This is a genomic window from Halapricum salinum (assembly GCF_004799665.1).
Lineage (GTDB): Archaea > Halobacteriota > Halobacteria > Halobacteriales > Haloarculaceae > Halapricum > Halapricum salinum.
In genome coordinates this window covers 2,703,475-2,729,012 of record NZ_CP031310.1, presented here as the reverse complement: position 1 = coordinate 2,729,012, position 25,538 = coordinate 2,703,475, and the positions used below count along the sequence as shown (strand labels likewise).

At 64.2% G+C, this 25,538-nt stretch carries 25 protein-coding genes; 11 read left to right on the top strand and 14 right to left on the bottom strand.

All coding sequences use genetic code 11. The annotated features are described in order from the left end of the window. The first annotated feature begins 94 nt into the window (after nt 1-94). Nucleotides 95-400: a DUF7577 domain-containing protein gene (locus DV733_RS13375; RefSeq protein WP_049992494.1), complete on the top strand. Its 306-nt coding sequence runs from the start codon at nt 95-97 to the stop codon at nt 398-400. Here DV733_RS13375 and DV733_RS13370 read toward each other — a convergent pair. Continuing rightward, complete coding sequence (locus DV733_RS13370; RefSeq protein ID WP_049992493.1) at nt 397-798, bottom strand: DUF5778 family protein; 402 nt, start codon at nt 796-798, stop codon at nt 397-399. The two genes, DV733_RS13375 and DV733_RS13370, sit on opposite strands and share 4 nt — an antisense overlap. Nucleotides 799-901: 103 nt before the next feature. Here DV733_RS13370 and uppS point away from each other — a divergent pair, with 103 nt between their 5' ends. Next, nucleotides 902-1,822 carry a polyprenyl diphosphate synthase gene (gene uppS, locus DV733_RS13365; RefSeq protein ID WP_049992492.1) on the top strand — a complete coding sequence of 307 codons (921 nt, stop codon included), beginning with the start codon at nt 902-904 and terminating at the stop codon, nt 1,820-1,822. On the opposite strand, the gene DV733_RS13360 is transcribed toward uppS, so the two are convergent. The 3 genes from DV733_RS13360 to DV733_RS13350 form a co-directional block, all read right to left on the bottom strand. Beyond that, nucleotides 1,819-2,049 (bottom strand): hypothetical protein, encoded by a 231-nt coding sequence (locus tag DV733_RS13360; protein ID WP_049992491.1) that lies wholly within the window; start codon nt 2,047-2,049, stop codon nt 1,819-1,821. The two genes, uppS and DV733_RS13360, sit on opposite strands and share 4 nt — an antisense overlap. 87 nt (nt 2,050-2,136) lie before the next feature. Next, nucleotides 2,137-2,913 (bottom strand): LamG-like jellyroll fold domain-containing protein, encoded by a 777-nt coding sequence (locus DV733_RS13355; protein ID WP_049992490.1) that lies wholly within the window; start codon nt 2,911-2,913, stop codon nt 2,137-2,139. A 210-nt stretch (nt 2,914-3,123) separates the two neighbouring features. After that, complete coding sequence (locus DV733_RS13350) at nt 3,124-3,732, bottom strand: undecaprenyl diphosphate synthase family protein (protein ID WP_049992489.1); 609 nt, start codon at nt 3,730-3,732, stop codon at nt 3,124-3,126. A gap of 79 nt (nt 3,733-3,811) precedes the next feature. Here DV733_RS13350 and DV733_RS13345 point away from each other — a divergent pair, with 79 nt between their 5' ends. Both DV733_RS13345 and DV733_RS13340 read left to right on the top strand, forming a co-directional pair. Further along, nucleotides 3,812-5,158, top strand: coding sequence for a DUF92 domain-containing protein (locus DV733_RS13345; RefSeq protein ID WP_049992488.1), 1,347 nt, complete (start codon nt 3,812-3,814; stop codon nt 5,156-5,158). Next, nucleotides 5,155-5,589, top strand: a complete 435-nt coding sequence (locus tag DV733_RS13340; protein WP_049992487.1) for a GNAT family N-acetyltransferase — start codon at nt 5,155-5,157, stop codon at nt 5,587-5,589. Before DV733_RS13345 ends, DV733_RS13340 begins: the two co-directional genes overlap by 4 nt. A gap of 9 nt (nt 5,590-5,598) precedes the next feature. Here DV733_RS13340 and dnaG read toward each other — a convergent pair whose 3' ends face one another. Continuing rightward, nucleotides 5,599-6,918 (bottom strand): DNA primase DnaG, encoded by a 1,320-nt coding sequence (gene dnaG / locus DV733_RS13335; RefSeq protein ID WP_049992486.1) that lies wholly within the window; start codon nt 6,916-6,918, stop codon nt 5,599-5,601. 222 nt (nt 6,919-7,140) lie between these two features. Between dnaG and DV733_RS13330 the strand changes: the two genes are divergently transcribed. Together DV733_RS13330 and DV733_RS13325 are read left to right on the top strand one after the other, a co-directional pair. Then, nucleotides 7,141-8,046, top strand: coding sequence for an HFX_2341 family transcriptional regulator (locus DV733_RS13330; protein WP_049992485.1), 906 nt, complete (start codon nt 7,141-7,143; stop codon nt 8,044-8,046). 64 nt (nt 8,047-8,110) lie between these two features. Next, on the top strand, nt 8,111-9,838 hold the full coding sequence (locus DV733_RS13325) for a rhomboid family intramembrane serine protease (protein WP_049992484.1): 1,728 nt from the start codon (nt 8,111-8,113) through the stop codon (nt 9,836-9,838). Here DV733_RS13325 and DV733_RS13320 read toward each other — a convergent pair. From DV733_RS13320 to DV733_RS13300, 5 genes are all read right to left on the bottom strand, one after another. Then, a complete protein-coding gene (locus DV733_RS13320) occupies nt 9,835-10,458 on the bottom strand; it encodes an METTL5 family protein (protein ID WP_049992483.1) in 624 nt (207 codons plus the stop codon). The two genes, DV733_RS13325 and DV733_RS13320, sit on opposite strands and share 4 nt — an antisense overlap. Nucleotides 10,459-10,504: 46 nt before the next feature. Further along, nucleotides 10,505-11,590 (bottom strand): hybrid sensor histidine kinase/response regulator, encoded by a 1,086-nt coding sequence (locus DV733_RS13315; protein ID WP_049992482.1) that lies wholly within the window; start codon nt 11,588-11,590, stop codon nt 10,505-10,507. Nucleotide 11,591: 1 nt separating this feature from the next. Continuing rightward, entirely contained in the window at nt 11,592-12,035 is a 444-nt protein-coding gene (locus DV733_RS13310; protein ID WP_049992481.1) for a response regulator, read from the bottom strand. Beyond that, nucleotides 12,028-13,947 (bottom strand): PAS domain-containing sensor histidine kinase, encoded by a 1,920-nt coding sequence (locus DV733_RS13305; RefSeq protein WP_049992480.1) that lies wholly within the window; start codon nt 13,945-13,947, stop codon nt 12,028-12,030. The genes DV733_RS13310 and DV733_RS13305 overlap by 8 nt, the downstream gene beginning before the upstream one ends. 164 nt (nt 13,948-14,111) lie before the next feature. Next, nucleotides 14,112-15,905 (bottom strand): PAS domain-containing sensor histidine kinase, encoded by a 1,794-nt coding sequence (locus tag DV733_RS13300; RefSeq protein ID WP_049992479.1) that lies wholly within the window; start codon nt 15,903-15,905, stop codon nt 14,112-14,114. 328 nt (nt 15,906-16,233) lie between these two features. Here DV733_RS13300 and DV733_RS13295 point away from each other — a divergent pair, with 328 nt between their 5' ends. Beyond that, a complete protein-coding gene (locus DV733_RS13295; RefSeq protein WP_049992478.1) occupies nt 16,234-17,490 on the top strand; it encodes a hypothetical protein in 1,257 nt (418 codons plus the stop codon). A 20-nt stretch (nt 17,491-17,510) separates the two neighbouring features. On the opposite strand, the gene dph2 is transcribed toward DV733_RS13295, so the two are convergent. Together dph2 and DV733_RS17370 are read right to left on the bottom strand one after the other, a co-directional pair. Further along, nucleotides 17,511-18,557, bottom strand: a complete 1,047-nt coding sequence (dph2, locus tag DV733_RS13290) for a diphthamide biosynthesis enzyme Dph2 (protein WP_049992477.1) — start codon at nt 18,555-18,557, stop codon at nt 17,511-17,513. A gap of 70 nt (nt 18,558-18,627) precedes the next feature. Next, the gene (locus DV733_RS17370; RefSeq protein ID WP_170178706.1) at nt 18,628-18,777 is read right to left on the bottom strand and encodes a hypothetical protein; all 150 of its coding nucleotides are present in this window, start codon (nt 18,775-18,777) and stop codon (nt 18,628-18,630) included. An 86-nt stretch (nt 18,778-18,863) separates the two neighbouring features. Between DV733_RS17370 and DV733_RS13285 the strand changes: the two genes are divergently transcribed. Then, nucleotides 18,864-20,036: a hypothetical protein gene (locus DV733_RS13285; protein ID WP_049992476.1), complete on the top strand. Its 1,173-nt coding sequence runs from the start codon at nt 18,864-18,866 to the stop codon at nt 20,034-20,036. A 761-nt stretch (nt 20,037-20,797) separates the two neighbouring features. Here DV733_RS13285 and DV733_RS13280 read toward each other — a convergent pair. Beyond that, nucleotides 20,798-21,511: a helix-turn-helix domain-containing protein gene (locus DV733_RS13280; protein WP_049992475.1), complete on the bottom strand. Its 714-nt coding sequence runs from the start codon at nt 21,509-21,511 to the stop codon at nt 20,798-20,800. Between the two features lie 102 nt (nt 21,512-21,613). On the opposite strand from DV733_RS13280, the gene DV733_RS13275 reads away from it, so the two are divergent. The 3 genes from DV733_RS13275 to DV733_RS13265 all read left to right on the top strand — a co-directional run bounded on the left by DV733_RS13275 (nt 21,614) and on the right by DV733_RS13265 (nt 24,302). Further along, on the top strand, nt 21,614-22,297 hold the full coding sequence (locus tag DV733_RS13275; RefSeq protein WP_049992474.1) for a metal-dependent hydrolase: 684 nt from the start codon (nt 21,614-21,616) through the stop codon (nt 22,295-22,297). Nucleotides 22,298-22,401: 104 nt separating this feature from the next. Then, nucleotides 22,402-23,319 carry a ParA family protein gene (locus DV733_RS13270; RefSeq protein ID WP_049992473.1) on the top strand — a complete coding sequence of 306 codons (918 nt, stop codon included), beginning with the start codon at nt 22,402-22,404 and terminating at the stop codon, nt 23,317-23,319. After that, nucleotides 23,316-24,302, top strand: a complete 987-nt coding sequence (locus tag DV733_RS13265; protein WP_049992472.1) for a chemotaxis protein CheW — start codon at nt 23,316-23,318, stop codon at nt 24,300-24,302. Before DV733_RS13270 ends, DV733_RS13265 begins: the two co-directional genes overlap by 4 nt. Here DV733_RS13265 and DV733_RS13260 read toward each other — a convergent pair whose 3' ends face one another. Then, nucleotides 24,303-25,502: an NAD(P)/FAD-dependent oxidoreductase gene (locus DV733_RS13260; RefSeq protein ID WP_049992471.1), complete on the bottom strand. Its 1,200-nt coding sequence runs from the start codon at nt 25,500-25,502 to the stop codon at nt 24,303-24,305. Nucleotides 25,503-25,538 lie beyond the last annotated feature (36 nt).

Genomic DNA, 25,538 nt, shown 5'->3' with positions numbered 1-25,538 from the left:
CTGCGTTGGCAGACACTCGGGGTTCAGTCGTGAAAAGCGTCTCGACAGGCGGGATATCCGCACGGTTATTGTGACATAGTGTCTACCATACTGTATGATCGTGGACCTGATCGCGCTGTTCCTCGCTATCGTCGCCGTCGCGCTCGTCCCGGTCGTCATGATGGTTGCCCTGTTCCGTCTCGTCGACTACTTCAGCGACGAGGACAAACTCGAAGAGATTCGTCGCGCCAAGCGTGAGGGGCGTCCGGTCGACTTCTCGGGTATCGACGCTGGCGACGCGCGGTCGAGGACCGGCGACCAGCCGACGGTCGAGTCCGCAGAGGACCCGCAGTGTCCGAACTGCGGTGAGAAAAACGAGGGCGACTTCGACCGGTGCTGGAACTGTCAGGCGACGCTCTAGCTCTCGACGCTTTCGACCGTGTGCCCTGTCTCGGAGACGGCCTCGACGATCGCCTGCTGGTCCGCGCTTGCTTCGTAGTAAAAGACGATCCGGAAGGTCCCTTCCCGGATGAGTTGCTGGCACTCCCAGACGAACGCGTCGTCGTCGAGGGTCAGTCCCTGGTGTTGGTTGAGTCCGAACTCCGGATCGTCGTTGCCCGAGTAGATGTACGTGTCCTCCTCGGGAGCGGCGTATTCGGCGATCGCGTCGCCGATCTCGACGGTCGTCTTGTGGAGTTTCGCCTCGTCGTCACTGGTCAGCTCCGTGTGGACGACGATCCCGTTGAGTTCGATCTCGCCCGGTTCGAGCAGTGCCTGGGCCTGTTCGTAGAGGTCCTCGTCGACGATTTCCTGAGCCATTCGTATACGAATCTCGGTCACAGAGGCTAATACGCCTCACGATATCCTCGTCTCGCGAGCCCGAACGATAAAACTCATACCGCCTGCGCGACAGTATCCGTCTATGTTGTCCCCGCTACGGTCGCTGGCGACCGACGCCTACGAGCGATTGCTCCGCTGGGAGCTGTCGGGGACGCCGAACCACGTCGCGGTCATTCAGGACGGCAACCGCCGCTACGCCCGTAGCCAGGGAGCCGACGCGACCGACGGCCACCGCGCGGGTGCCCAGACGACAGAGGACGTGCTGAACTGGTGTGACGAACTCGGTATCGAGGAACTCACGCTGTACACGTTCTCGACGGAGAACTTCGACCGACCACCCGAGCAACTCGAAGAATTGTTCGACCTCATCGAGCAGAAACTCAGAGAGTTCGCCGACACCGACCGCGTCCACGACTCCGGCGTCTGCATCCGGGCGATCGGCGAGATTGATCGCCTGCCCGAGCGTGTCCAGGACGCCGTCGCGTACGCCGAAGGCCGAACTCGTGAGTACGACCAGTTCACGCTCAACATCGCGCTGGCCTACGGCGGTCGGGCCGAACTGCTGAGTGCCGCCCGCGACATCGCCACTCGGGTCGACGCCGACGAACTCGACGCCGACGCCGTCGACGTCGACACCGTCGAGCAGTGTCTCTACGAAGGGGCGACCCGGGACGTCGACCTGATCATCCGCACGGGCGGCGACGAGCGAACGTCGAACTTCCTGCCGTGGCACGCCAACGGTAACGAGGCGGCCGTCTACTTCTGTGCGCCCTACTGGCCGGAATTCCGGAAGATCGACTTCCTGCGAGCGATTCGGACCTACGAGTCCCGAGAAGAATCCTGGCGCGAGACGAAGACCCGCCGTGCGCTCGCGCTGGTGCGAGCGCTCGAAAACGACCGCGCCGACGTCGGCGCAGTGCGCGAACGCCTCGCCGAACGACTTCCAAGCGACGAGTCCGGCACGCTCCGTGAGGAGACGGAGTTCGACCAGCCCGCCGACTAGCTACTCTGTGCGAGCTGTTCGACCATCCGATCGGGCGGTTCGACTTCGTCGGTGACGGTCGTCCCGTCGACGTCTTTGACCGTGAGCAGAATCGGCTCCTCGCCGACCAGCCAGTAGAACGTGTACCGCTTCGTCCGCGCGACGAGCGTCGTCTCCGGGAGCGCGTCGCTATCGGCCTCGCTGATCGTGAACGGTGCTGAACTGCGTGATTTCGTGGTAACTGCCATGACTACGAGTGGGGCTAGGCTATGGGGGTGTATAAGTCTTTATTCGGAAGTGAGTTAATTACTGCATGCTAGCATACGTCACGACAGTCAGGCCGAGGCAAGCTCGCGCATAGTCGATTGTGAGACGTCGGTTCGGATGATCGCCCACTCGTCGATCGTCGCGTCGACTTCGCCTGGGGCGGCTTCACAGTCGCCCCCACCCGCCGCACGGCTTCCGCTGCACGTCTTCGCGCTTCCGGTGTAGCCTCGCCACGGATTGCGGGCGATCTCGTCGCCGTTGTAGTAGACACGGCCCTCGGTGCCGGTGAACACGAAGCCGACGTGGACCCACTCCTCGAGCGGGACCTGTGCTCCGCAGGCCGGAGACCCCTCGATGTCACTCCGCCCGCCCCACATCCGGCCACAGACTTGCCGATCCGAGTTGATGGCCAACCGCCGGCGGCTCCCCTCGTTCGTGAAGAGTTCGTGGCGGTGTGCGCTGTGGATCTGGACCCAGGCTGCATACGAGAAAGGCTCTGCCTCGTCGCCGCTATCGAACCCCGGGCTTTCGAGACCGGACTGCACGGTGAAATACTCGTCCGGAGGTCTGAGTCGGAGCGCCTGACCAGACCGTCCCTCGACGAGTTCTCCCCCCTCGACCGAGACTGGTCGGTCGTTACCCGAGACGTCCTCGATACCGTCGTCGAACGTGAGTAACACGTCCAGCGGGAGCGACGAGAGAACGCCCTCGCTCACAGTTCCAGTCTCGTCAGGACCACCGGAATCTGACCCGCCGAGGATGTCGGTACAGCCCGCGAGCCCGCCTGCCGTGGCCAGTCCACCAGCCGAAAGCACTCGACGGCGAGTGAGTTCAGCACGTCCCATGACCAAAAGGACGGCGAACAACACTATCAATATTATTTTCACTTTCGGTTCCGAGCGAAGGGTATTTTACCGCGGACGGCCGTTCGAGGCGAGTGCGTCTCTCAACGCCCGAACTTCTGAAAGACTCGCACGAGTCGTCTTTCAGCGTTTGGACGTCTCGCTGCGCTCACCGTCCAAACAGCCGTCAGACACGGTCTGACGTGATTCGGCCTACCGGCCGAATCTCCGCTGGCGTTCCTGATAATCCCGCAGCGCCCGGAGGTAGTCGCGCTCGCGGAAGTCCCGCCAGTTGACGTCGGTGAAGTACAGTTCGGAGTAGACCGACTGCCAGATCATGAAATCCGAAAGGCGTTCGGCCCCGGTCTTGATGACAAGATCGGGAGCCGTCGGGAAGACCAGCCGCTCCTCGATAGCGTCCTCGTCGATGTCCTCGGGACCGATCTCACCTTCTTCGACCTCCTCGGCCAGGCTCCGAACTGTTGCGGCGAACTCGTGTTTGCCACCCAGACCGATACTGACCTGGATGGGTGCGTCGGCGCGTTGTTCGTCTCCCGGGCCGCGAACGGCCACCGGCGCTGGCGCGTCGATGTCGCCGAACTGGCGCTCCAGCGTCGGGACGGCCTCCTCGTCGAGGACGCTGACGTACACGAGGACGTGTTCGGCCCCGTACTCGAACGCCCAGTCGAAACACGATTCGAGCGTCCCGTAGGCACCCTTTTCCAGGAGGTCCCGTTCGGTGAGGATGATCGCGACCGATTCCGGCAGGTCGGCGTCGCTGTAGCGCAGTCGCGCCCCGAGATAGCGGTCGTACAGGCCCACAGTCGATCATGGAGGGTCCGGCTCCTAAACGCACGGGGTTCGGAAATGGTAAGTACCTCTCGGGGAAACGCCCGGTAGCGTGACCTCGACAGTCCGCCGTGCGGGCGCGTTCGCCGCCGTGGGAGCCATCTCGCTGGCGGTGCCTGTCGTCTCCCAGACATTCTCTCGCCCGGTCGCGACTGTCGCCGCCGCCGCGCCGTTCGTCACGATCGCCGCCCTCGCGCTCTACGTCATCGAGGGGGGCGTCGTCTTCGAGTTGTTCGCTCGCCCCGGCGACCGCCGAGACGGCCGCCTCTACGGGCTGGCCGGCTTCGCCCTCTCGATCGCCGGCCTCTCGCTGCTGGCGACGCAGTTCGAGATGCCAATCGGCGTGTTCACGATGAGCGTCTTCGTCCTCTCGTTCGGCAACCTTGCCAGCAACGCCGTCCGCAGCCGCGGGGCCGATCCGATCGCCGCGACCACCGCGTTCGTCGCCGTCGCCTTCCTGGCCGGTCTCGGTTCTCACGCCGCCGCCGACCGGATCCTCGGCCTCCCGGTCGACCTCCCAGTGCTGGCGTTTCTGGCCGCGACTGGCGCGCTCACCGCCGCCCTGCTCCGCACAGTCTTGTTCGAGCGCGACGACCCGCTCGTGTTGCTGTCTGTGGGCCTGCTGCTGTGGCTATTTGCCGATCTGGCGATCGACGTGACACCCCAGGGGATCGTCATCGCCCTTGGGATCACCGTCGCACTGGGGTACGTCTCCTTCGCCCTGGAGACGGCCTCGCTCCCGGGGATGTTGACTGGCGTCCTGCTCGGGCTCTTGACGATAGTCGTCGGCGACGTCGGCTGGTTCGCCATGTTGATCACCTTCTTCGGTCTCGGCGGGCTGTCCTCGAAATTCAAGTACGACCGAAAAGTCCAGCGCGGTATCGCCCAGCCCAACGAGGGGGCACGCGGCAGCGGGAACGTCCTCGCGAACTCGCTGGTGGCGCTCTTTGCGGTCATCGCCCACGCCGCGGCCCCGCGGATCGACGCCGTCCCGCAGGACCTCTTCCTGTTCGTCTTCGCCGGTTCGGTCGCCGCCGCGATGAGCGACACCCTCTCCAGCGAGATCGGTGGCCTCTACGATCGCCCGCGACTGATCACGACTTTCGAGGTCGTCGACCCGGGAACCGACGGCGGCGTGACCTGGCAGGGCGCGCTTGCCGGACTCGTCGGCGCGGCGATCATCGCCGGGATCGGCGCCGGGATGTTCGAGACCATCGGAGCCGCCGGCGCAGCCGTCGTCGTCGCCGCGGGTGTCGTCGGGATGACCGTCGACAGTCTGCTCGGCGCGCTGATCGAAGATCGATACGTCGGCAACCAGGGCGTGAACTTCCTCGCGACCGCCGCGGCCGGCGTCGCTGGCGGTGGCTTCGCGATCGCCCTCGGGCTGGCCCCGATATGACGCGAACGATTCGCGAGATCGAGCCTGCCGACCACCACAGGCTCGGAGAGATCCAGCGAGCAGCCCTCGACGAACCGAGTCCCGACCTTCTCGCGGCCGCTGCCGACGGTCCACTCCCTGGGTTCGTCTGTCTCGACGACGATCGGATCGTCGGCTACGTGTTCGCGGTCGTCGGGGACTCGCGTGCCTACCTCCCAGAGCTCGCAATCGCGACGAATTCTCAGCGACAGGGACACGGAAGAGCCTTGCTCGAAACGATCTGTGAACGGCTCCGGTCTCGCGGGGTCGAGAGAGTCCGTGTCACGACCCGGGCCGACGACACCCGGGCCCGTGAATTCTACGAATCGCGCGGCTTCGCGGTGGCCGACCGCGTGCCGGACTACTACGAGGACGGCACGGACGGGATCGTCTACCGGCAACGAAGTGAGTGACCGGCAGTTTCAGGTGACCTGCAGGTGGACGCTCGTCGGTTTCTTGACGAACTGTCCCTCGCCGCTGGCGACGACGCGGTCGACCCCGCGCTGGGCAGCGACATCGAGCACGCGCTGGTCGACTGCTCCGTCGACGATGACCGTCGTCGGGACCTCCTCGGCCGATTCGATGGCATCGAAGGCCTCCACCGCCGACCGCTCGTCGAGCGGGTTCAACCCCTCGTCGAGCAGTCGCACCGTCCCGCTACCGCCCTCGATGACGGCCTCGACGTGATCCGACAGCGTCATGGCTTTCTCCGACGTCGATTCGCCAGCGTCGGGCGACGCTGCGGCCGCCGTCTCCGCGTCCGATGCGGGCTGCTGGCCGGCCGCAGACTTCTCGTCCGTGGCCGCCGCACCCGCACCATCTGTCGCGGCCGACTCCGCCTCGCCTGCGACGTCCCCCGAGTCGGTCTCGCCAGCGGCTGCCTCGGACTCGTCGAGGGGCACTGCGTCCTCCGGGAAGGAGATCGTCGCGGCGTCCTCATCGGCCAGCAGTTTCTCGAACTCGACCTTCTCCCGGAGCGCCGCCATGACGTCCTCACGGGAGAGATCCTCGACGGACGTGCCCGCCGGCGCGAACGCCACGTAATCGACGTTACCGACCTGTGCCAGCTCTTTGAGGATGAGTTCCCCCCCGCGGTCGCCGTCGAGAAACGCCGTGACCGTCCGCTCGCTCGTCAGGCGCGCGATCGCTTCGGGCACGTCGGTCCCCTCGACCGCCACGGCGTTTTTGATCCCGTACTGGAGCAGTTGGAGTACGTCAGCCCGCCCTTCGACGACGATGATCGCGTCGCTGTCGGCCGCGCGCGGTCCGGCGGGATAGCCCTCGAACTCGGTGATCCGCTCGGTTCGGGCCCGCCGCCGAACCGCCTCGATCAGCTCCTGGCTCGACAGCACGGAGTCGTCGAACTCCTCCAGCAGACTGGTCGCGCGCTCGACGACCTCCCGTCGCTTGGCCTGCCGAACGTCTTCGAGGTCGACGACCTCGGCCGTCGCGCGACAGGGGCCGACGCGCTCGATCGTCTCCAGGCTCGCGGCCAAGATAGCCGTCTCGACGCGATCCAGACCGCTGGCGATGGTTACGTCGCCGAAGGACTTGCCGCCCTCCGAGTCGATCTCGACGTCTATCCGGCCGAGCTTCGAGGACTCCTGTAGCTCGCGGATCTCCAGTTCGTCTCCGAGCAGTCCCTCGGTCTGACCGAAGATCGCACCGACGACGTCACTTCGTTCGACCACCCCGTTGGCGGTGATCTGTGCGTGAATGAGATATTTCGCTGAATCCTGCATTGATGATCTGGGCCGACTGGCCCGTGAATGCTGCCATGAATGTGCTCATGGACGCCAGGATGGTACGGTTGCCCGTGGCAAATACCTGTCGTGACCGGCTCCCCCGAATTGACGCCACCTCTGGGGGCGCAGTCGCTTCCCGACCGGTACACGAGACCGTCTCGAATCGGCCCACCGCTCGAAGACTGGTGATTTTTATAAACACCGCCCCACCCCTCGTGTATGCACACCCACATCGTGCCGGTCGGGTTCGACTACGACCGGCTGATCGCGCCCCTGGTGCGCGAGCAACTCGACGTGGACCGCGCCATACTGCTGGAGGGCGCGGTCGGCAGCGAGGCCAACGTCGAGTACTCCCAGCAGATCGCCGCCCAGCTCGAGACCGACTTTCGGAACCTCCTGGGTGCCGAAACCGAACGTATCGCCCTCGAAGACGTCTACGACTACGACGCGGCCTTCGAGCAGGCCTACGCGCTGATCAACGCCGAACTCGACCGTGGCGAAGACGCCGAAGTGTGGGTCAACATCTCCGCGATGCCCCGCCCCGTCTCCTTTGCCTTTGCCACCGCGGCCCACTCGATCATGGTCGAACGCGAGGGCGACCGCGACCGCATCCACACCTACTACACCGCCCCCGAGAAGTACCTCGAAACCGAACTCGCCGAGGAGCTCCGCCAGGGGATCGACCTGCTCGCGGACCTCCAGCGGGAGATCGACGACGACCGCATCGACGAGTGGCTCGGTGACGCCCGTGACCTGCTCGCGGAGTTCGACGAGCGCGGGACGACCATCGGTGCGACCGAGATTGACGGCTCGTACGTCGTCGAGTTGCCCGTCGCCTCGTTCTCGAACGTCAAACCCTTCGAGGAACTCATCCTGTTCACGCTCGGCGAGCACGGGGAGTTCGAGTCCGTCTCCGAGCTGGCCCAGGGGCTGGCCCGCGAACTCGGCGAGGAGTACACCGACAGCTTCCGCTCGAAGGTGCTGTACAACGTCGACCGCCTCGGTCCCGGCGGCAAAGGCTACATCGAACAGGAATCACACGGCAAGTCCTACCGGACGCGGCTCTCGCGGATCGGCGAGCTGTGGGTCCGGGCCCACTCCGACGAAGATCGCGAACGGGCGTGAGACCGAACGTCGGCGTCACGTTCGCGAGCGCTACGCCTAAGCCGCCGGCCCCAAACACACGCTCATGAGCATCTCGGTGGACATCCCGCTGGTCGTTGGATTTCTCCGTCGGGCGATCATGGACGGGGTGCCGCCCTGGCCCCTGCAACTGCTGGTCGTTGTAGTCGCTATGCTTTCGATCGGCGTGTTATACCGACAGCATGGACCGAACGGAGCGATCGCTCGCCGCCTTCGCTCGCGGCTCCTCCTCGGGGTTCCCTGGGGAACACTGCTGACGGTCGCGTTCCTGCTGGCCGTCTATCTGTTCGTCCAGGGAGCCTACAGCGGCGACATCTTCGACCCGCAAGCACCGGTCACGTACCCGTTCGTCGCCTATTCCTTCGAGTACCCGCTGGGGATCGTCACTGCCGCGTTCTCCCACCAGAACTTCAACCACTTGCTGGGCAACGCAATCTCGCTCGTCGTCTTCGGTGCCATCTGTGAGTACGCAGTCGGCCACTTCCCCCATCAGCGGGGTACACAGGCAGGGGGAGACTGGCGGAGCAGTCCGTACGGACGACCGCTCGCAATCTTCCTCGTGATCCTGCTGTCCGGGCTGGCGCTGACCGTGGCGACCCCCGGACCCATCATCGGCTTCTCGGGCGTGGTGTACGCGCTCGCGGGATTCGCGCTGCTCGTGCGACCGCTCTCGGCCGTCGCCGCCCTCCTGGCCACCGACGTGCTGCGACTGTTGTACAACGCGTTCACGACACCCGTGAGCGCGTTCGCAACGGGCGGGCTCGGGACCAGGACCGTCTGGTTCGCGGACATCTCGGCGATCGGTCACTTTCTCGGCTTTCTCGTCGGTGTGCTGGTCGCCGTCGCGTATCTCCGTAGACGGGAGAGTTCGCCGTCCCGTAGCCTGGTCTTCGGCGCCGTTCTCACGTATGGGCTGGTCCAGCAACTCTGGTTGGTATACTGGCCGGCCGGCGACGGCCAGTTCGTCCTCCATCGGGCCGCCGGCGTGGCGCTCGTCTTCGGGGTCGCGACGGTCGTCGTCCTCGCGATCGGCGAGCGCGAACCGTTGGTACCGACCGGGGAGTCCGTGCCGTCGAAGTCGACCCTCGCGAGGACTGGCCTCGTGACGGTCGTGCTCTCGTGTGCACTGGCAGGCGTGGCGCTGAACACGACGACGTTCGAGGGGACCGACCTGCCGAACGACCCGGTCGAAGTACGGGATTACCAGATCGGCTACGCCGAGAACGTCACCGATCAACTCTACAGCGTCGAGGTGCCGCTTGTGGACCTCCCCCAGATCGAGGCCCAGACAGCCGTCGAGACCAGCGGCGTGATCGTCACCAGTGAGCGCCGACACGTCTGGGACGTTCACACCACGGCCGATCGGCTGGCTCAGTCCGGCGTCGCCCGCGTCCGCGTGGGCGGAGTCGGCTGGCGTGAAACCGTCTGGGTGACCCGAACGACCTGGACCGTCGTCGGTGGCGAACAGACGTACCGTGTCTCTCTGTACCCGCCGGATAGCCAGCCGCGACTCGCCTACACGTCCGAACCGGCGACCGCCGAGGCCATCATCGCCAATCGCTCGATCACGCTCCGGCCAGCCGGGACCGACTTCGAGATTGCAGTCTCGCGGAACAACGAGACGCTCGGGGTCGCCGCCATGCCCGAAGACGGCGGGAGCGTCACCGTCGGCGACATCCGATTCGATCGCCGGGGTCGAAACCTCATTGCGAACGCTGAGGGCACGCGTGTCAGGATCGCTAACAAGAAGATTCCACCGCTCCGCCGGAACTAACGCCAGCGGATCCTGAAGGCTTCGGCGTCGATCGTCTCCGAGTCGGCCTCGTGGAAGTCGAACTGCCTGGGGAGATCGAGTTCGACCCCGAAGGCGTGCGTCACCTCGCCGCCGTTGTCACTGGCGAAGGACTCGACGAACTCTCGACTGCCGGCGTTGTGGATCGAGTAGGAGACACTCGCGATGTCGGCCGTCGTTTCGAGGAACGCCCGGTCGGCATGTTCGTTGCCGGACTGTGCGCCGAAGGGCGGATTCATCACGACCGTCACTGGGGCCGGCGAGCACAGCGGTGCGCGCGTGGCGTCGGCCCGGAGCCACTCGACCGACGTCGTCGAGGCGACCCGGCGTTCGTTGGCCAGGGCAGTCGATAAGGGGTCCGGATCGAGGTCGAGCCCGATCACGCGCTCGGGACCACGGAGGGCGGCCGCCAAGGCGAGCATCCCCGTCCCGCAGCCGAGGTCGACGACCGTCCGACCCTCGATGTCGCCCTGGAGATCCGCCGTGTGTACGAGTGACGCGGCGACTTCCGGCGGTGTCCGATACTGTTCTAACGGCGCACGCGGATCGTCGAACCCGGCGACGACACCCAGTTGCTGGGCGAGCGCGCTCTTGGTGGCCATCAGCGACGATACGCTCTACGCATACGTAAAATTTCGTGGATGATCCTCAGTCATCGTACTCCCGGGGCGTCGGGAGTTCGAGGACGATAGCTGCCCCACCGAGATCGCTCTCCTCGATGCTGACGCTGCCACCGTAGGCGTCGAGCATCGAGTCGACGAAGTACAGGCCGAATCCGGTGCCGGTCGATCCGGCTCCTTTCTGTCCCCGTTCGAAGATCCGGTCGCGCTCGTCTTCGGGGATGCCACTGCCGTCGTCCTCGACGCGGACGACGGCCCTGTGTTCGGTCCTCGTGGCCGAGATCTCAGCAGTGACAGCCGCACCACCGTGTTCGACTGCATTGGTCGTGAGGTTCGCCAGAACGTCTTCCAGCAGTCCGTCCGCCCTGACCGAGAGGTCGTCGGGGACGTCGATCCCGACGGTCGCACCCATCGAGCGCGCTCGCTCGGCGGCAGCGGTCGCCACCGGTTCGAGATCGACGGGCCGGAGGTCACGCGACTCGTCGTCGGTCAACGTCGTCAGGATCGACCGAACTTTCTCCGTCAGGTCGATGATGTCGTCGCTCCAATCGACAATGGTGTCGGCCTGCGTGGCCTGTTCTCCCTCCAGTTGCTCGGCCAGGATATCGCCCCGGGCCCGGATGACGTTCATCCCGTTGAGCATGTCGTGGCGGAGGATCTGGTTGAAAAACTCCATCTGCTCGGTCTGGCGCTGGAGCCGCTGTTCCTGATCGTGGCGCTCGATGGCGTACCTGATCGCCCGGATCAGCCTGTCGCTGTCGAGGTCGTCTTTCGGGAGGTAGTCCTGAGCACCGCGCTTGATCGCCTCCAGTGCCGTCTCCCCGTCGTCGAAGCCCGTCAGGACGACGATCGGAGCGGGTGGGTCGGCTGCGACTGCCCGGTCGAGTGTGTCGATTCCTGTCGAACCCGGTAACCCGAGATCGAGCAAGAGCACGTCGAAGTGACCCGCGCCGAGACGCTCCAACCCGGCGGCGAGATCCTCGACGTGCGTCAACGAGTACTCGTCGACGAACTGGTCTCGCTGGGCGGTCTCGAGATAGCGTTCGACCAGGCGGGCGTCTCCCGGGTTGTCCTCGGCCAGTAGGACCGAGAGGTGAGATTCCTGAAGCGCCATCTCACTCGGGTGGCATCTTGACGACCGACAGCCAGAAGTCCTCGATGTGTTCGACGATATCGAGAAAGCCCGAGAAGTCGACCGGTTTGGTCAGGTAGGCGTTGGCGTGCAGATCGTAGGATCTGACGATATCCTCTTCGGCCTCGGAACTGGTCAGCACGACGATCGGGATCCGGCGGAGGTCGGGGTCGTCCTTGACGTCTTTCAGGACTTCCTTGCCGTCTTTTCGCGGCATGTTGAGGTCGAGCAACACCAGATCCGGGCGGGGTTTGTCGGCGTACTCGCCCTCCCGTCGGAGGAACTGCATCGCCTCGACACCGTCGGTGACGACGTGAAGGTTGTTGATGATGTGTCCCTGTTCGAGGGCTTTCTCCGTGAGTTTGACGTCGCCGGGGTTGTCCTCGGCCAGCAGGATCTCGACGGCGTCGGCGGTCGGATTACTCATCGTCGTTCTCCTGTACGCGCGGCAGGGTAACATAGAATGTGGTTCCCTCGCCGGGCTCGGACTCGACCCAGATGTCGCCGCCGTGGCGGTGGGCGATCCTGTCACAGATCGCCAGCCCCATGCCGCTGCCGCCTTCGGTGTCGTGGCCCTGCGCGAAGATGTCGAACAGCGAATCTTGCTGGTCGGCGGGGATTCCGACGCCGTCGTCGGCCACGCTGAACGTCACGTGCTTCTCGTCGGTCGTCGCTCCGATCGAGATCGTCGACGCGCCGCCGTGGATGGCGGCGTTTTTGAGCAGGTTTTGAAACAGCTGACTCACCTGTTCGTCGTCGGCGGCGACCGACGGCAACGGCTCGCGTTCGATGGTGACGCCCTCGTCTTCGAGGAACAGTTCGAGCTGGTCGAGCGTCCGGTCGAGGACCGCGTCCGTGTCGACAGGCTCGAAAGACTCCCCGTGAGTCTGGATGCGGGAGTACTCTAGCAGCCCGTCGATCATCGACTTCATCCGCGCCGCGCCGTCGACGGCGTAGTGCATGTACTCCTGGGCTTCCTCGTCGAGTTCGTCACCGTACTCGCTGTCGAGCAAGTGGACGTAACTGGAGACCATCCGCAGCGGCTCCTGAAGGTCGTGGGAGGCGACGTAGGCGAACTGCTGGAGCGCCTCGTTGGATCGCTCTAGTTCGTCGCGATACGCCCGGAGCTGTCGCTCGCGCTCGACCTGTGTCATCGCTGCGGTCGCCGTACTCGCGAGGATGTCTAGCAGGTGTCGTTCGGTGTCGCTGAACTCCTCGACCGCCGGCGAACCGACAGTCAACAGGCCGTGGTCGTCGAGCGGGAGACACACCAGCGTCCCCAGCGGTGTCTCGGGCGCCGACGGATTCGCCAGCGCCTGGTAGTCGTCGACGACGGTGGTCTGTCCCGTCTCGAAGATCTCTTTTTCGTCGGTGCCTGCGCCGAACGAGGGCAGTTCGACGGCCGCCTCGGCGTCGCCGAACGTCGCCGCCTCCGCGGTCGCGCCGACGGGTCGAAGGACGTCGTCGTCCTCGTCGTACGACCACATCGCCGCGAGCGGCCGGCCGACGACTTCGCTGGCAATCTCGGTGACCTTCGCTGCGACCTCCTGTTCGGTTTCGGCGTACAGCAGGTCCTGTGTGGCGTCGCTGAGTCGCCTGACTCGTTGTTCCTTGCGTTTGAGATCGGTGACGTTCCGCGCGACACCGACGACCTGTGTCAGGTCCCCAGCATCGTCGAAGACGGGCTGGTACCACGTCTCGAACACCAGTTCGTCGAGTCGCTGGGTGACGCGTACTTCCTCCCCGTCGAGAGCCCGATCTGCAGCCGCGACTATCTCTGGGAAGTCACCGTAGACGTCGAACACCGATAGCCCCTCGAAATCACCCGGCTCGACGCCGAGCGCTTCGAGACCCTTCCCCGAGGAATGGGTGAAGATTCCCTCGGGGTCGAGCGTGAACAGGACGACCGGGAGGTTATCCACGATCGCCTGCAATTGGTGGGTCCGGTCGCGCCATTCGAGTTCCCGCTCGCGATGCTCGGTGATGTCCTGAACGTACGCCAAGACCCGTGGTTCGCCGCCGACTGTCGCCGCTTCGAGACTCACGTCGACCCAGCGCATCGTCCCGTCCGGCCCCGAGACGCGCCACTCGACCGCAGCGTGACCCTCGTCGGCCGCCGTCCTGATGAGGTCGTTGGCCTCCTCGTTCGTGTAGCTCGGCGGGCTGAAATCACCGACTGTCATCCCGACGACTGCCTCCTGCTCGACTCCGAGCATCTCGGCAGTCGCCGCATTGGCGTCGAGGACCTCGCCAGTCTCCGGATCGTGGACGAAAACCGGATCGGGCGACGCCTCGAAGATATCCCGATACGGCGTCTCCGTCTCCTCGGACCGTACCATACCTGCTACTCACCGTCGGATCACAAGGGCCTACCCCCCCAATTATCACCCCCGAGAACGGACAGATCGACAAACCGCGGTTCGGACTCGGCCACAGGTCCCGTTTCCATCCTCCATGCGGGGGCGATGGACGAGCTCGTCGTGACGAGACATGGGCTGTCCGATCACTCCTCGACTTCGCCGGCGACTGGGACGCGAATCTGAACGACACTGCCGCGAGGCTCGTTATCGTGAATACGGATGCGGCCGTTAGAGGCCTGGGTGAGTTGTCGAACGAGGAACAGGCCGATGCCGGCGCTGTGATACAGCGGCGTCTCGTCGACTTCTCCACGGAGGACTCCTCGTTCGATATCGGGCAGTCCCGGACCAGTATCGGCGACTTCGATGTCGACGACGTCTCCCTCAGACCTGACGGTCAGCGAGACGCAAGGATCGTCTTCCGCGCTGTGGACGATCGCGTTCTCCAGCAGCTCTCTGATGGCCGCTTCGAAGCCGAGACACACGGTCGCCCGCGCGGACTCCGGTGCCGTCAGATCGATCGTGGCTTCTGGGTGCTCTGCCCGGAGATCGTCTCGAACCGTCGCTGCCATCGCGCTGAGGTCTCTCGTTCCCAGTTCTCTCGGCCCGCGAAGCAAGCGTACGATGGCCCGTTCCTTGTCGGCGAGTTCGAGCAGCGTGTCCGCGTGACTACTGATCATCTCCATGGCATCCTCCGGCGAGTCGGCACTGCCGGTGGCGAGCAGGTCGGCTTGTCCCTCGATGACCGTGAGCGCGTTCCGGAGGTTGTGTCGGAGGATCCGGCCGAGGACCATCAGCTGTCGCTCGTGCCGCTTCCGGTCAGTCACGTCCCAGGTGAATCCAGTGATGACTCGCGCGCCGTCGTCGCGTTCGTCGAGGAGTCGCGCGTTCATCGAGAGCCAGCGGCGACCGCCGTCTTTCGTCCGTGCCTCGTACTCGAAGTCCTCGACGATCCCCGCCGTCTGTAACCGTTCGAGAAAGGTCTGGCGGCGCCTGGAATCGACGTAGAGATCACGCTCGAGCGCCTGATGGGACTCAAGAAGTTCCGGAACGCCGTCGTAGCCGAGGATGTCGGCCATCCGCTGGTTCGTCGTCAGGACGCGCCCGTCGGTCGTCGTCCGAAACACACCCACGGGCGCGACATCGACGAGTCGCTCGTACGTCTTCAGGTCGGCCTTCCGGGCCTGTTCTTCCGTGACGTCGTCGTACAGCCACAGGTGGCCGCTTCCGGTCGGGAGCTCGATCGGTAGGTAGCTTCGCTCGAAGACTCGTTCGTCCGTGCGTTCGAGGCGTTCCCCGATCACCGGCTCCCCCTCGTCGATTCGGGCCTCGATCCCGGCGACGAACGCCGGGGGATCAGCGAATTCGTCGCTCGCTTCCGCTGCTAGTCTGGCACAGTCTGCACCGATCATATCGCGACGATCGCGGGGGATATCGAACAGGGATAGCAGCTCGTCGTTGACCGCCAATACGGTCCGGTCGGCCGTCTCCGCGAGGATCCCGATGGGTAATCCGTCGAGCAACGTCCGTAAGAGAGCGTTCTGTTCGACGATCGTTCCTCTCGAGTCTCTCGGTTCCGTTCGTGAAGTCATCTGACAGTGGATCCGGCGAACGTCCCCGTCCGTGTCCCGTTCGGCCTGCCCCGACAGGCGGACATGGATCGGAAGTCTATCCGCGTGTTCGATCCGGAGGTCACACGCGACTGATTGGTCGGCGCTTATCTCTTGCAGCGCCGTTTCGAGTCTGCCAGCCTGCTCGTCGGGGACGAACGCCCGCAATTGCTCACCGAGGACCGTCGCCCGGTCGTGACCAGTCAGCGTGAGCCAGGCGTCGTTGACGAACTGAACCGTCCCGTCCGGCGTCAGCGACAGCGCCGGGACTACCCCTCCTACTGGAGGGTCGTCGTCGACCACGATCCAGTCCGGCTGGCGATCAGACACTACGCCACATAGAGGTGGCTTGCCTATGAATATATTGGCCCACATTACAATCCAGCAACGGTAACTCTCATAGTGCTTATCGTAGCGAGTTACCGGTACGACCGCCCGCTGTCGGGCGACCGATCCGGAACAGACCTACGATAATCACTATCAGTCGTTTCGCAGCTGGTATCGGCCCCGAATCGCCCTGTCGACGTTCACCTCGAAGGATGACTTCGTACCACCTGCCAGTTTCGATAGACACGCTTCCCAATGAGAGGAGTCTCGTCTCGATTCGTCAGCAACCTCATTTCGTTAATTTTGTCATAGATTGGTGTGACTTTCAGCTATGGTCCCTGATCTCTCACGCCGGCGACTGCTCGCCGGTGGGGGTGCGCTGGCGCTCAGTGGGATGGCTGGAGTGGGTCTGGCAAACTCCGGATGGCTGTCCGGGCTGACCGACGACGGTGGACGCTCGGTTCCGGAGCAGGTCTGGCAGCCCCCTGTGTCACAGGCCCACGCAGACGCGACGCTGGAGCGTCTGGAAACGACCGCCGATCGAGCCGAGCGGCTCGCCGACCGCGTCGAACGCCGGACCGGATCAGCACCGCGGTGGGCCGACGAGCCGGCGAGTGGCTGGCTCGCAGACGCTCGCCGCGAGTCGGTGCCGCGAGAGCGACTCAGCGACGCAACCTCGGGGTTGGCAACCGCCGGTAGCCGAATCGGCGAGGCGAAGGAGATCCTCGGCGGGACAGTCAGTGACGACGCCCGGGACCGATCTCTCGCTGTCCGTTCGGAAGCCGACCGTCTGCAGGACGAACTCGGTGACTATCCCGTTTCGAATCCATCGCGTGACCTCGCGTGCCTCTACTTCGTCGAGGTGGAAAGTGACAACGTGTCGTTCCTCGCGCCCTTCGATGGCTCCTCTGAGTCGACGACCGGGGACCTCTCGCAGTTCCACTCGCGCTTGCTGCGTGCCGAACAGGCCCTCGCGAACGCGCGCTACTATCGCAACCGGTACCGAGACGAACTGGGAGATCAGACCAGGCCAGTCAGGCACTCCGTCCAGGACGCCCAGCGCGAGTTCATCGACTCGATCGACGCATTGCCGTCCGAGAACGACGTTCAGGAGGCGATCACACCGGACGAAGCGAGGTACTACGGAACCGACGTGTACCAGCAGGCGACCCAACCGCTCTGGGCCGACTGTTACGATTCGGACTTCAGGTACGGAACGGACGGGCGGCGTCGTGACCACGACGTGCAACGACTCGTCGATACGGGTCGAGCGTTGCTCTGGCGGCGCGGATGTCAATACGCGCGCACGGAACTCTCGGTCACCCCTGATCAGGAGGAGTTCGACAGAGATCGGATGCTCGAGGCCGAGTCGGGTGCGGTCGACACCTACGAGTCGGTGCGTTCGAACTACGACGCGCCGCTCCCGGAACTATTCGTCCAATCCGGTGCCACCGCGATCACTGTCGGGCAGTCACGGACGGAGTTCGGCCAGACGTCGGAGCTCTACGCCAAGGCCACGACGTTCTATCTCGTCGGGATCGGTATTCTGCAAGCGATCGAGGACGTCGTCTCGACGCTACCGTCGTGAGGCTCGTTGGCCGGACGGGCCTACCACGTACCGTGGAAGGTGTCGAATTCCAGCGCTTCGAGATCCTCCTCGCCGATGGCGATCTTGTACTCCTGGGGCGTGAGCATCGGCTTTTTGAACTGCGGGCCGTCGTCGGTCGTGATCCGCGGACAGCCCGTGTTGACGTACGCATCGAGACCGAAGTTCGTGAGTCGATCCGGGGTCACCTCGTCCATCGTGATGAGGTAGGCGTCGTCGTTTTCCGCGACGATCTCCTGGGCGATCTCCCAGCGACCCTGGCCGATCTTCGTACAGAAGATGACGCCCCACTCCTCGGCGTCCATCGCCTTGTGAACGGAGGCATAGCGCTGTTTCATGAACTGCTCGGTGTCGGCGACGGTCACCGAATTGTTGACGGGGTCGGCGATGACGACCTTCTTGTCGGGATGTTCCATCGCCAGGCCGAGCGGATGGAACTTCCCGCCGCCGACGTAGAGGATCTGGTCGGCATCGACGTCCGCGCTGGCGTAGTTACAGCCCAGGACCTGGCCCTCGTGGGTCAAGCGGTCGTCGCCCTTGCGGGTGTGGACCTCGTAGCCTCGCTCCTCCAGCCACGACCGCATCTCCTCGAACTTGTTCATGTGCTGGGCGGTCGTCACGAGGCCCACGTCTTCGTCGTCCTCGGCCGGCACGAGTTCCTCGTCGAGAGCCTGCTCCATGATCGGGAAGACGTCCACATTCGAGAACAGCGGGACGTAGATGATCTTGTCACTCTCTTTCATCGGGGAGTGGCCGAAGTGGACGAACACGTCCGTCCGGCGCATGAGGTACGTATCGAGGTCACAGGCACCGTAGCAGGGTTGGCCCGAGATCATTACGTTCACGTCGTCGGGTAGCTCCTCTCGGAGGTCGTCGGCGACGGCCGGGCCGCGTCGTTTCAGCCCTTCGGGAAACTGCAGGCCGACGGTCGTCGCGTCGCGCTCCTGTACTTCCTCGACGATTCGATCCAGTTCGTAGTCCCACTCGCGGTCGTGCTTCAGAGAGAGGCCGGTGTTCCGCAGATCGCCCTCGGTCCGCTCTTGGCTCATTAGACCAGACTAGCGGGCCGGGCCGTTTAACCTCGGCGTTTCGTCACTGCCGAGGTGATACCACTACCGGTTACTCCTCGACGGCCTCGCGCAGGTCCTCGACGTGCGAGCGGACGACCTGCAGCGTCGCGTCCGCGTCGACGTATCCTTGATCGTACTCTGCGAGTGCCGTGTCGACGTCGTCGAGGAACTGTTCGAGTGGTGGCTCGGAGTCGGTCATGTGTCGGTGTTCTCTCGCCGCGGCCTTCTGGCTTTCGTGCTGGCGTGGCCGAAGGAGATATATCCTGTACTCTAGTAGACGTGGATATGCGAGGTTTTCGTCGGCTGGTCGTCGGCGCGCTGGTCGGCGCGGCACTGGTCCTGTTGCTCGCGCCGGACGCCATCCTCTGGGCGGCACGGGCAACCCGTCGAGCCTTCCAGCGAGCGGCCGAAATCGAACAGCCGATCCCCGAGCCCGTGCTACTCGGTCTCGGAATGGTCGTGCTGTTCGTGGTCACTTTCCTGTTGATCTTCGGGGCCGTCAGACTGTTCACCTCCGTCGGCACCTCCAGCGGGTCGAAGATCGCCGTCTGGTACGAACGGCTCACGCCGAACTCCCCACGCACGAAGGGGCTGGCGTTCATGATCATCTTCACCGTCGTCTTCATGGTCGGGTTCGCGGCGTTCGTCCCCTACCTCTCGGACTCGCTGACCGAGGACACGACGATCGACGAGGTCGTGACTGACATCAAAGAGGGGCGATACACCGGGCAGATACCCGGGCTGTTCGAGGACGACGCCGTCCGACGAGGAAACGGCGACCTCGCCCAGAAAGACCCCGGCGTCGACACCGACGGCGACGGGCTGCCCGATAGCTGGGAGGAGGCCGGTGAGACCCCAGGCGGGGCGACGCTCTCGAACGCCGATCCCGAACAGATGGACCTGTACGTCCAGCTCAACTACGGCTCGGACGTCGACCCGCTCGACAGCGCGGAACGGCGACAGTTACGCGAGGTCTGGTCGAACATGCCCGTCGAGAACCCCGACGGCTCGACCGGGATCGATCTACACCTCGTCCACCGGGGTGATCGTGCCGGGCGGCTCGGTGAGGAGGTCCCGATCGGCGGCTCGGGGGCGGTCGACCGCTACTACACCGAACAGCGGTTGGGCGATCGATACTGCACGTACCATCAGGTGACGCTCGGACAGATCCAGGACGACGAGACGATCGGCTACGCCGAGACGCCCGGTCACGCCTCGATCCTCGACGGGTCGAACTTCGGGAGTTACGACGGCGACGTCTCCTTCCGTGCCGCGATGGTCACCCACGCGCTATTGCACAACGTCGCCGGCGAGGTCGACGGCAGTGTCCACACCGACGGCGGCTGGCTCGATTACCCGGACGACGACAACGAACGACTCTCCGACGCGGTCGCCACAGAACTCGAAACCGACGGATTCGCCACGTCGTCGTTCACCCAGCAGCGCTGTGAGTCGTAGCAACAGGACTCTCTGTTAGGAGAGCGTCATACGATGGTTCGCGTGACTGTTCTTCGTTACCCTGATTCTCTCAGTGCACGAGACGCACGGATCACACAGTACATGGATTTTATTTTGGAGTGTCACGACTACCAACCATGAATCGAAGGTGGTTCGTTTGTGGCTTCTGTTCAACATTACTCACTCTGACTGGATGTACCACGGACAGGGAGCCAACTGGGACTCCAAATCGGGTGTCTGAAGACCCGCCGGAATGGTTGAGTAGCACAGTCACATGTAAGTCAGTGGGCGGTTCTCTTGTGTTGTCTGAAGATTATGATTCTGTGAGAAATTCAACAAAAATAGTCAAATACAATTCCTTTTCAAACACGTCTCGACTGATAATTGAATTCGCAATAGAAAATCAAGCGGCAAAAACATGTTCAGATGAGGGGGCAAGTGAGTTTGGAACACTTCTCGAAACAATTGCTGACCGCGTACCCGCCGATGATCGGAATAATCGCCCAAACAGCATCGCAATTCAAATTGGATCCAAATATTATTACATAACTGATATGGCCGCTTTCGATCAAGTACTCATTGGTTAGTCAGTTTATCAATCATGTGGGGGCCATGTACAAGCGTGATATTACGCTTACTTGAGCTGTATTAACCCCGAAGCATCGATCGTAGTTCGTTCAGTACGCAGAATACACTGAACAGACAATTCGTTTCCGATACGCCTGAAAAGCCCCTTATGAACTAGTCTATGCCACTCTCTGTCAGGGCAACTCGTGATGCCGTTCGAGTGTCGTCTCCAGATCGGCGTCGACCACCGCCAGCGAGAAGCCGTCGATCCGGGCGAGGTCGCCAGCGTGCTCCCAGACGTCATCGGGGTCGATCCCCTGGAGGACGACCACGTTCGGCGTGGGATTGACGACGCGCATCGCGACAAGCGGTGACTCTCCGCGGGTGACACCGCCGAAGACCAGCGCGCGGTTGGCGCTCTGGCCGTACAGCCGGTAGAACTCCTCGCTGGAGAGGCGAGTGATCGCCGCGATGGAGTCGATGATCGTGTGGCCGGCGATGGTGTCCTGGGTGCCACGGACGAGTTCGGTCGCGCCGATGGTCTCGTAGTACCGATCGAGGTCGATCGTCGCCGGGTACTCCCGGAGTTCGTGGACGACCTCGCGGTCGAACCCCGCCGTGAGCACGCGGGCGTGCTGGCGGATTCGACTCCCGCCGCGGCGCTCGTCGACGTCCAGCAGTCCCGTGACGAGGCGCTCGATGACGCCCGTTCCCGGATTCGCGCGGCGGCCGCTCTCGTAGTCGGAGACCACCGACGAAGAGATGTCTAATTGATCTGCAAGCTCGGTCTGGCTGATCTCGAAGTCGGTTCGCCACTTTCGGAGGGTCGCTCCGGCGTCCTCGCTGAGCGTGATCTCGCCGGCGATGCGCTCGGCCAGTCGCCGGCGTGCGTCTGCGTCGACGTCCATGTCCACTACTTCGCAGCCGGCCGAATAAGTATTGTCGAACACGACTTCGACGACCGTCGAACCGACAGAAGGGATTTACTCGTTCGTGACCAGGCTCCAGGCATGGTTTCGACGGTCGTTCACGTCGCGCTCGCCGGGTTGATCGCGGTCGCGTTATTGCGCGACTCCTTCGGCGTTCGATCGCTCGCGGTCGTCGTCGGGGCGGTGATTCTCGTCGACTTCGACGTCTTCGTCGGCTGGTGGATCGTCGGCGCACACCGCGCGGCCTTCCACACTCTCCTGTTGCCCCTGATACTGATCGGTGTGCTCGTCTACGACACGCGATTTCGAGAGCAGTCCAGCATCGGCCAGCGGTTCGGTACCGACGGCGTCAGAACCGCCTGGGTCGCCGTCGCCGCGATCACCTTCGCCGGGATCGGGCCGGACCTGTTCATGAACGGCGTCAATCTGTTCTACCCGCTTCACGACCAGTTCTACCAGCTAAACGGTCACATTCGGATCTCGACCAAGGAGGGACTGATCCAGACGTTCGTCGATCTGTCGCCGACCGAATCGCCAGACCAATCACCGGCCACCTCGCCGGACTCCGGGCAAGTAGCGGTCGGTTCGACCGACGATGTCGGCGACCGTTTCCAGACCGGCTTCGATCCCAGTCCCTCCGAGACTGGCGGCGAATCTGGCAGCGTCGAGCGGATCTTTCCGATCGTCGACTCCGGCCAGCAACTCCTGCTGGTGCTGACCAGCGTCTTCGTCGTTAGTTCGCGGCTGCTCGAAGAGCGACGGTGACTGTGATCGGGCGTCGAGAGCGGGCGATCGTCCGATTTTCTGATTTGATAGGCCGGAGCGTATTTTTATAACGCGTCGAACCAGAGTGTAGGCCAACAGTCCAAATGAGCACCGATTGGACGGCCCCACGGGTCTGCGTGACCAACGCCAAAGGCGGGACGGGCAAGACGACGATCGCGATCAACGTCGCCGGCGCGCTCAACGAGCGCGGCCACGACGTGCTGTTCGTCGACCTCGACCCCCAGGGTAATGCAACGGAGGGTCTGGGTCTACTGGACGCCTACGACAAGGACCCGCCGACGTTCTTCGACGTCCTGACCGACCACCGCAAGCGCCACCTGGTCAACGACCTCGTCGTCGAGCACGAGGAGATGGACGTCCTGCCGAGCAACATCGACCTGCTACAGGCCGAGCACGAACTGACCATCGCGGACCTGATCGCCCGGGTCAAGAGCGATCCGAAGTCGACGATCGATCCCAGCGAACTGGCCTCGCTGGCGATCAACGTCAGGCCCGAGGGCGTCACCGGCCCGCACGCACTGACGGTGCTGGACGACGTCCTCGACGCCGTCGAACACGACTACGACTACGTCATCATCGACTCGCCGCCGTTCTACGGCAAGCTGACGGACACGGGAATCTACGCGGCCCAGCACGTCCTGATCCCGGCGCTGACGGAGGCGACCTCAGAGCGGGCGATCGAGCTGCTGATCGACCAGCTGGCGGCTCTGGAAGGCCAGACGGGGATCACTGTCGAGACGATGGGCGTCGTCGCCAATCGCGTCGAGAAGACAAACGAGGACCGGGTGATGCTGGAGTGGCTCAACGAGGTCTTCGACGACTTCCCGGTCTGGGAGGTCCGCAAGCGCGTGGCCCTCCAGCGGGCGTTCTCGGCCGGCAACTCCGTGTTCGCCTTCGGGGAGTCGGTCGACATGGCCGACGTCTTTCTGGACATCGCCGACAGCTTCGAGCAGCGGTTCGAAACCGAGACGCGACGCGCGGACCACGAGGTGACACTATGAGCGACGACGAACGCATGGACAGAGCACGACGGATCCGACAGATGCGAGAGGGCCGCCGCGGCGGCGACCCCGAGGAAGAATCGACTCCCGAAGACGGCCAATCGGGTGCCGAAGACGAGGCAGCCGACCCGGTCGAGACCACTGCGACCGATCAGTCGACCGAAGTACCCGTAAGCGACCAGTCGACAGTCGACACCGAGCAATCCGCTGGGAGGACCGAACCGGAGCCGCCCACGGGGACGACCAACGGCGATGGATCACAGACCGGCGCTGTATCGGCCGAAGCTACGTCGTCCGACGCGGGCACAGCCGACGGGTCGGAGATCGAAGGACCGGCGTCGACCGACGAATGGTTCGAAGACGGAGACACCGAGACGACGGGATCGGCCTCGACCAAGCAGGTCTCGACTGACGGCGAAGACGTTGAGACGACACAGACCGCAGCCGCGGCGGCCTCTGCGGCAGCAGCCTTCGAAGTCGACGAAGACGAGCAACGGGCGAACGCGGCGACCGCTGACACGTCGGGTGACGCCGAGGAGGGAGAGGCGGAAGCCGAACAGGAAGAGGAGATCCGCGTGCTGGAGTTCCGGCTGGGCGAGGAGCACTACTGTCTGGACATCGAGTACGTCGAGGAGATCGTCAAAGAGGAGAGCGTGACGCGCGTCCCGAACACGCCTGAGCACGTCCACGGCGTCGTCGACCTGCGCGGGCAGATCACGACGATCCTCGACCCGAAAATCGCTCTCGACATCGAACAGACCAACGACGAACAACTGATCGTCGTCTTCGACGCCAACACGTTCGAGGATCAGGGTCACGCCGGCTGGATCGTCGACGAGGTCCGGCAGGTCCTCCCGATCACCGAATCGGAGGTCAAAGAATCGCCGCTGGATCGCAAGTCGATCAAGGGCGTCATCGAACGCGACGAGGAGTTCGTCATCTGGACGACGCCACAGGTCGCGCTCGAACAGGCCGAGGAGTAGCTACTCTTCGCGCTCGTCGCTCACGTCGAGCGCTTCGGGCTCACTGTCTGGATCGTCACTCTTCGTGCCGAGGTCGAACTCCTCTCGCACGAGGTCGACCGCCTTGCTGACCGCACCCACCGAGGTCAGATAGCCCGCGCCGACCGACCGCTTGACAGCGACCGCGGCTTTCCCCCTGAGGATCTGCGGGCCGACCTTCGCGACCGCACCGTCGCCGACGCTGACCAGCCAGCCCAGCTGGTCGTAGTCGTATCGCTTCAGCCTGGGTTCGAAGCCGCCGTCTCCGGTACGATCGTATTCGAGCAGTCGTCGGATGTTCTCGGCCGCGACGGGTGCTTGTCTGACGGCCGTGTGGGCTGTGGCCGGTGCGCCGCGGCCGTCGACGTCGACCACGCGCGCGGCGTCGCCGAACGCGAACACCCGGTCTGTGAGCCTGAGCGTGCTCGGCACCTGAGGACGCCCCGTCCCGACAGCCCGAGTCGAACGGATGCCCCCGGTCCAGACGAACTGGTCGTACTCGATCCCGTCGTCTTCGGCCAGTTCGATCGTCGCGTCGTCGGCGCGCTCGACCGTCGCGTTCGTCCGGACATCGATCCCCTGCGCGTCCAGTTCGTCCCGGAGCGCCTCGCGGATGTCGGCCGGGAACGAAGGTGCGATGGTCGCCGCCTGTTCGAGCAGCGTGACGGTCACGCCCTCGCCCCGGTTGTCGGCCAGCGCTCGTATCTCGCCGGCGACCTGGATCCCAGAGAGTCCGGCGCCGCCGACGACGACGTGGCCGTCTGCGGGGACGGTCTCGTGAAACTGTTCGTGGATCTGCTCGGCGTGCTCGATCGTTCGGAGGGGGGTGGCGTGCTCGCGGACGCCCGGCAGGTCGTAGAACTCGGTCTCGACACCGAGACAGATCGCACCGGCGTCGAACTCGAGGGTGTCGCCATCCGCGAACGTCGCCGTCCTGGCCTCGGGATCGATCTCGTCGACCTGCTGCTGGCGGTGGTCGGCCCGGTCGAGGAGGTCCTCGAAAGGAATGGCGATGTCCTCGGCGATCGAGGGGCGTCTGATGACGCGGTGGACTTCGTGTCTCACCGTGTGGGTCGAACTCGCGTCGACCAGGACGATCTCGTCCTCCTCGGGGAGGGTGCGTTCGAGCGCGCGAACGAGCGGGAGGCCGGCGTATCCGCCACCGAAGACAGCGACTCGCATACCCCGGCTACGGCCCGGACCGAAGTAAGGACCGGG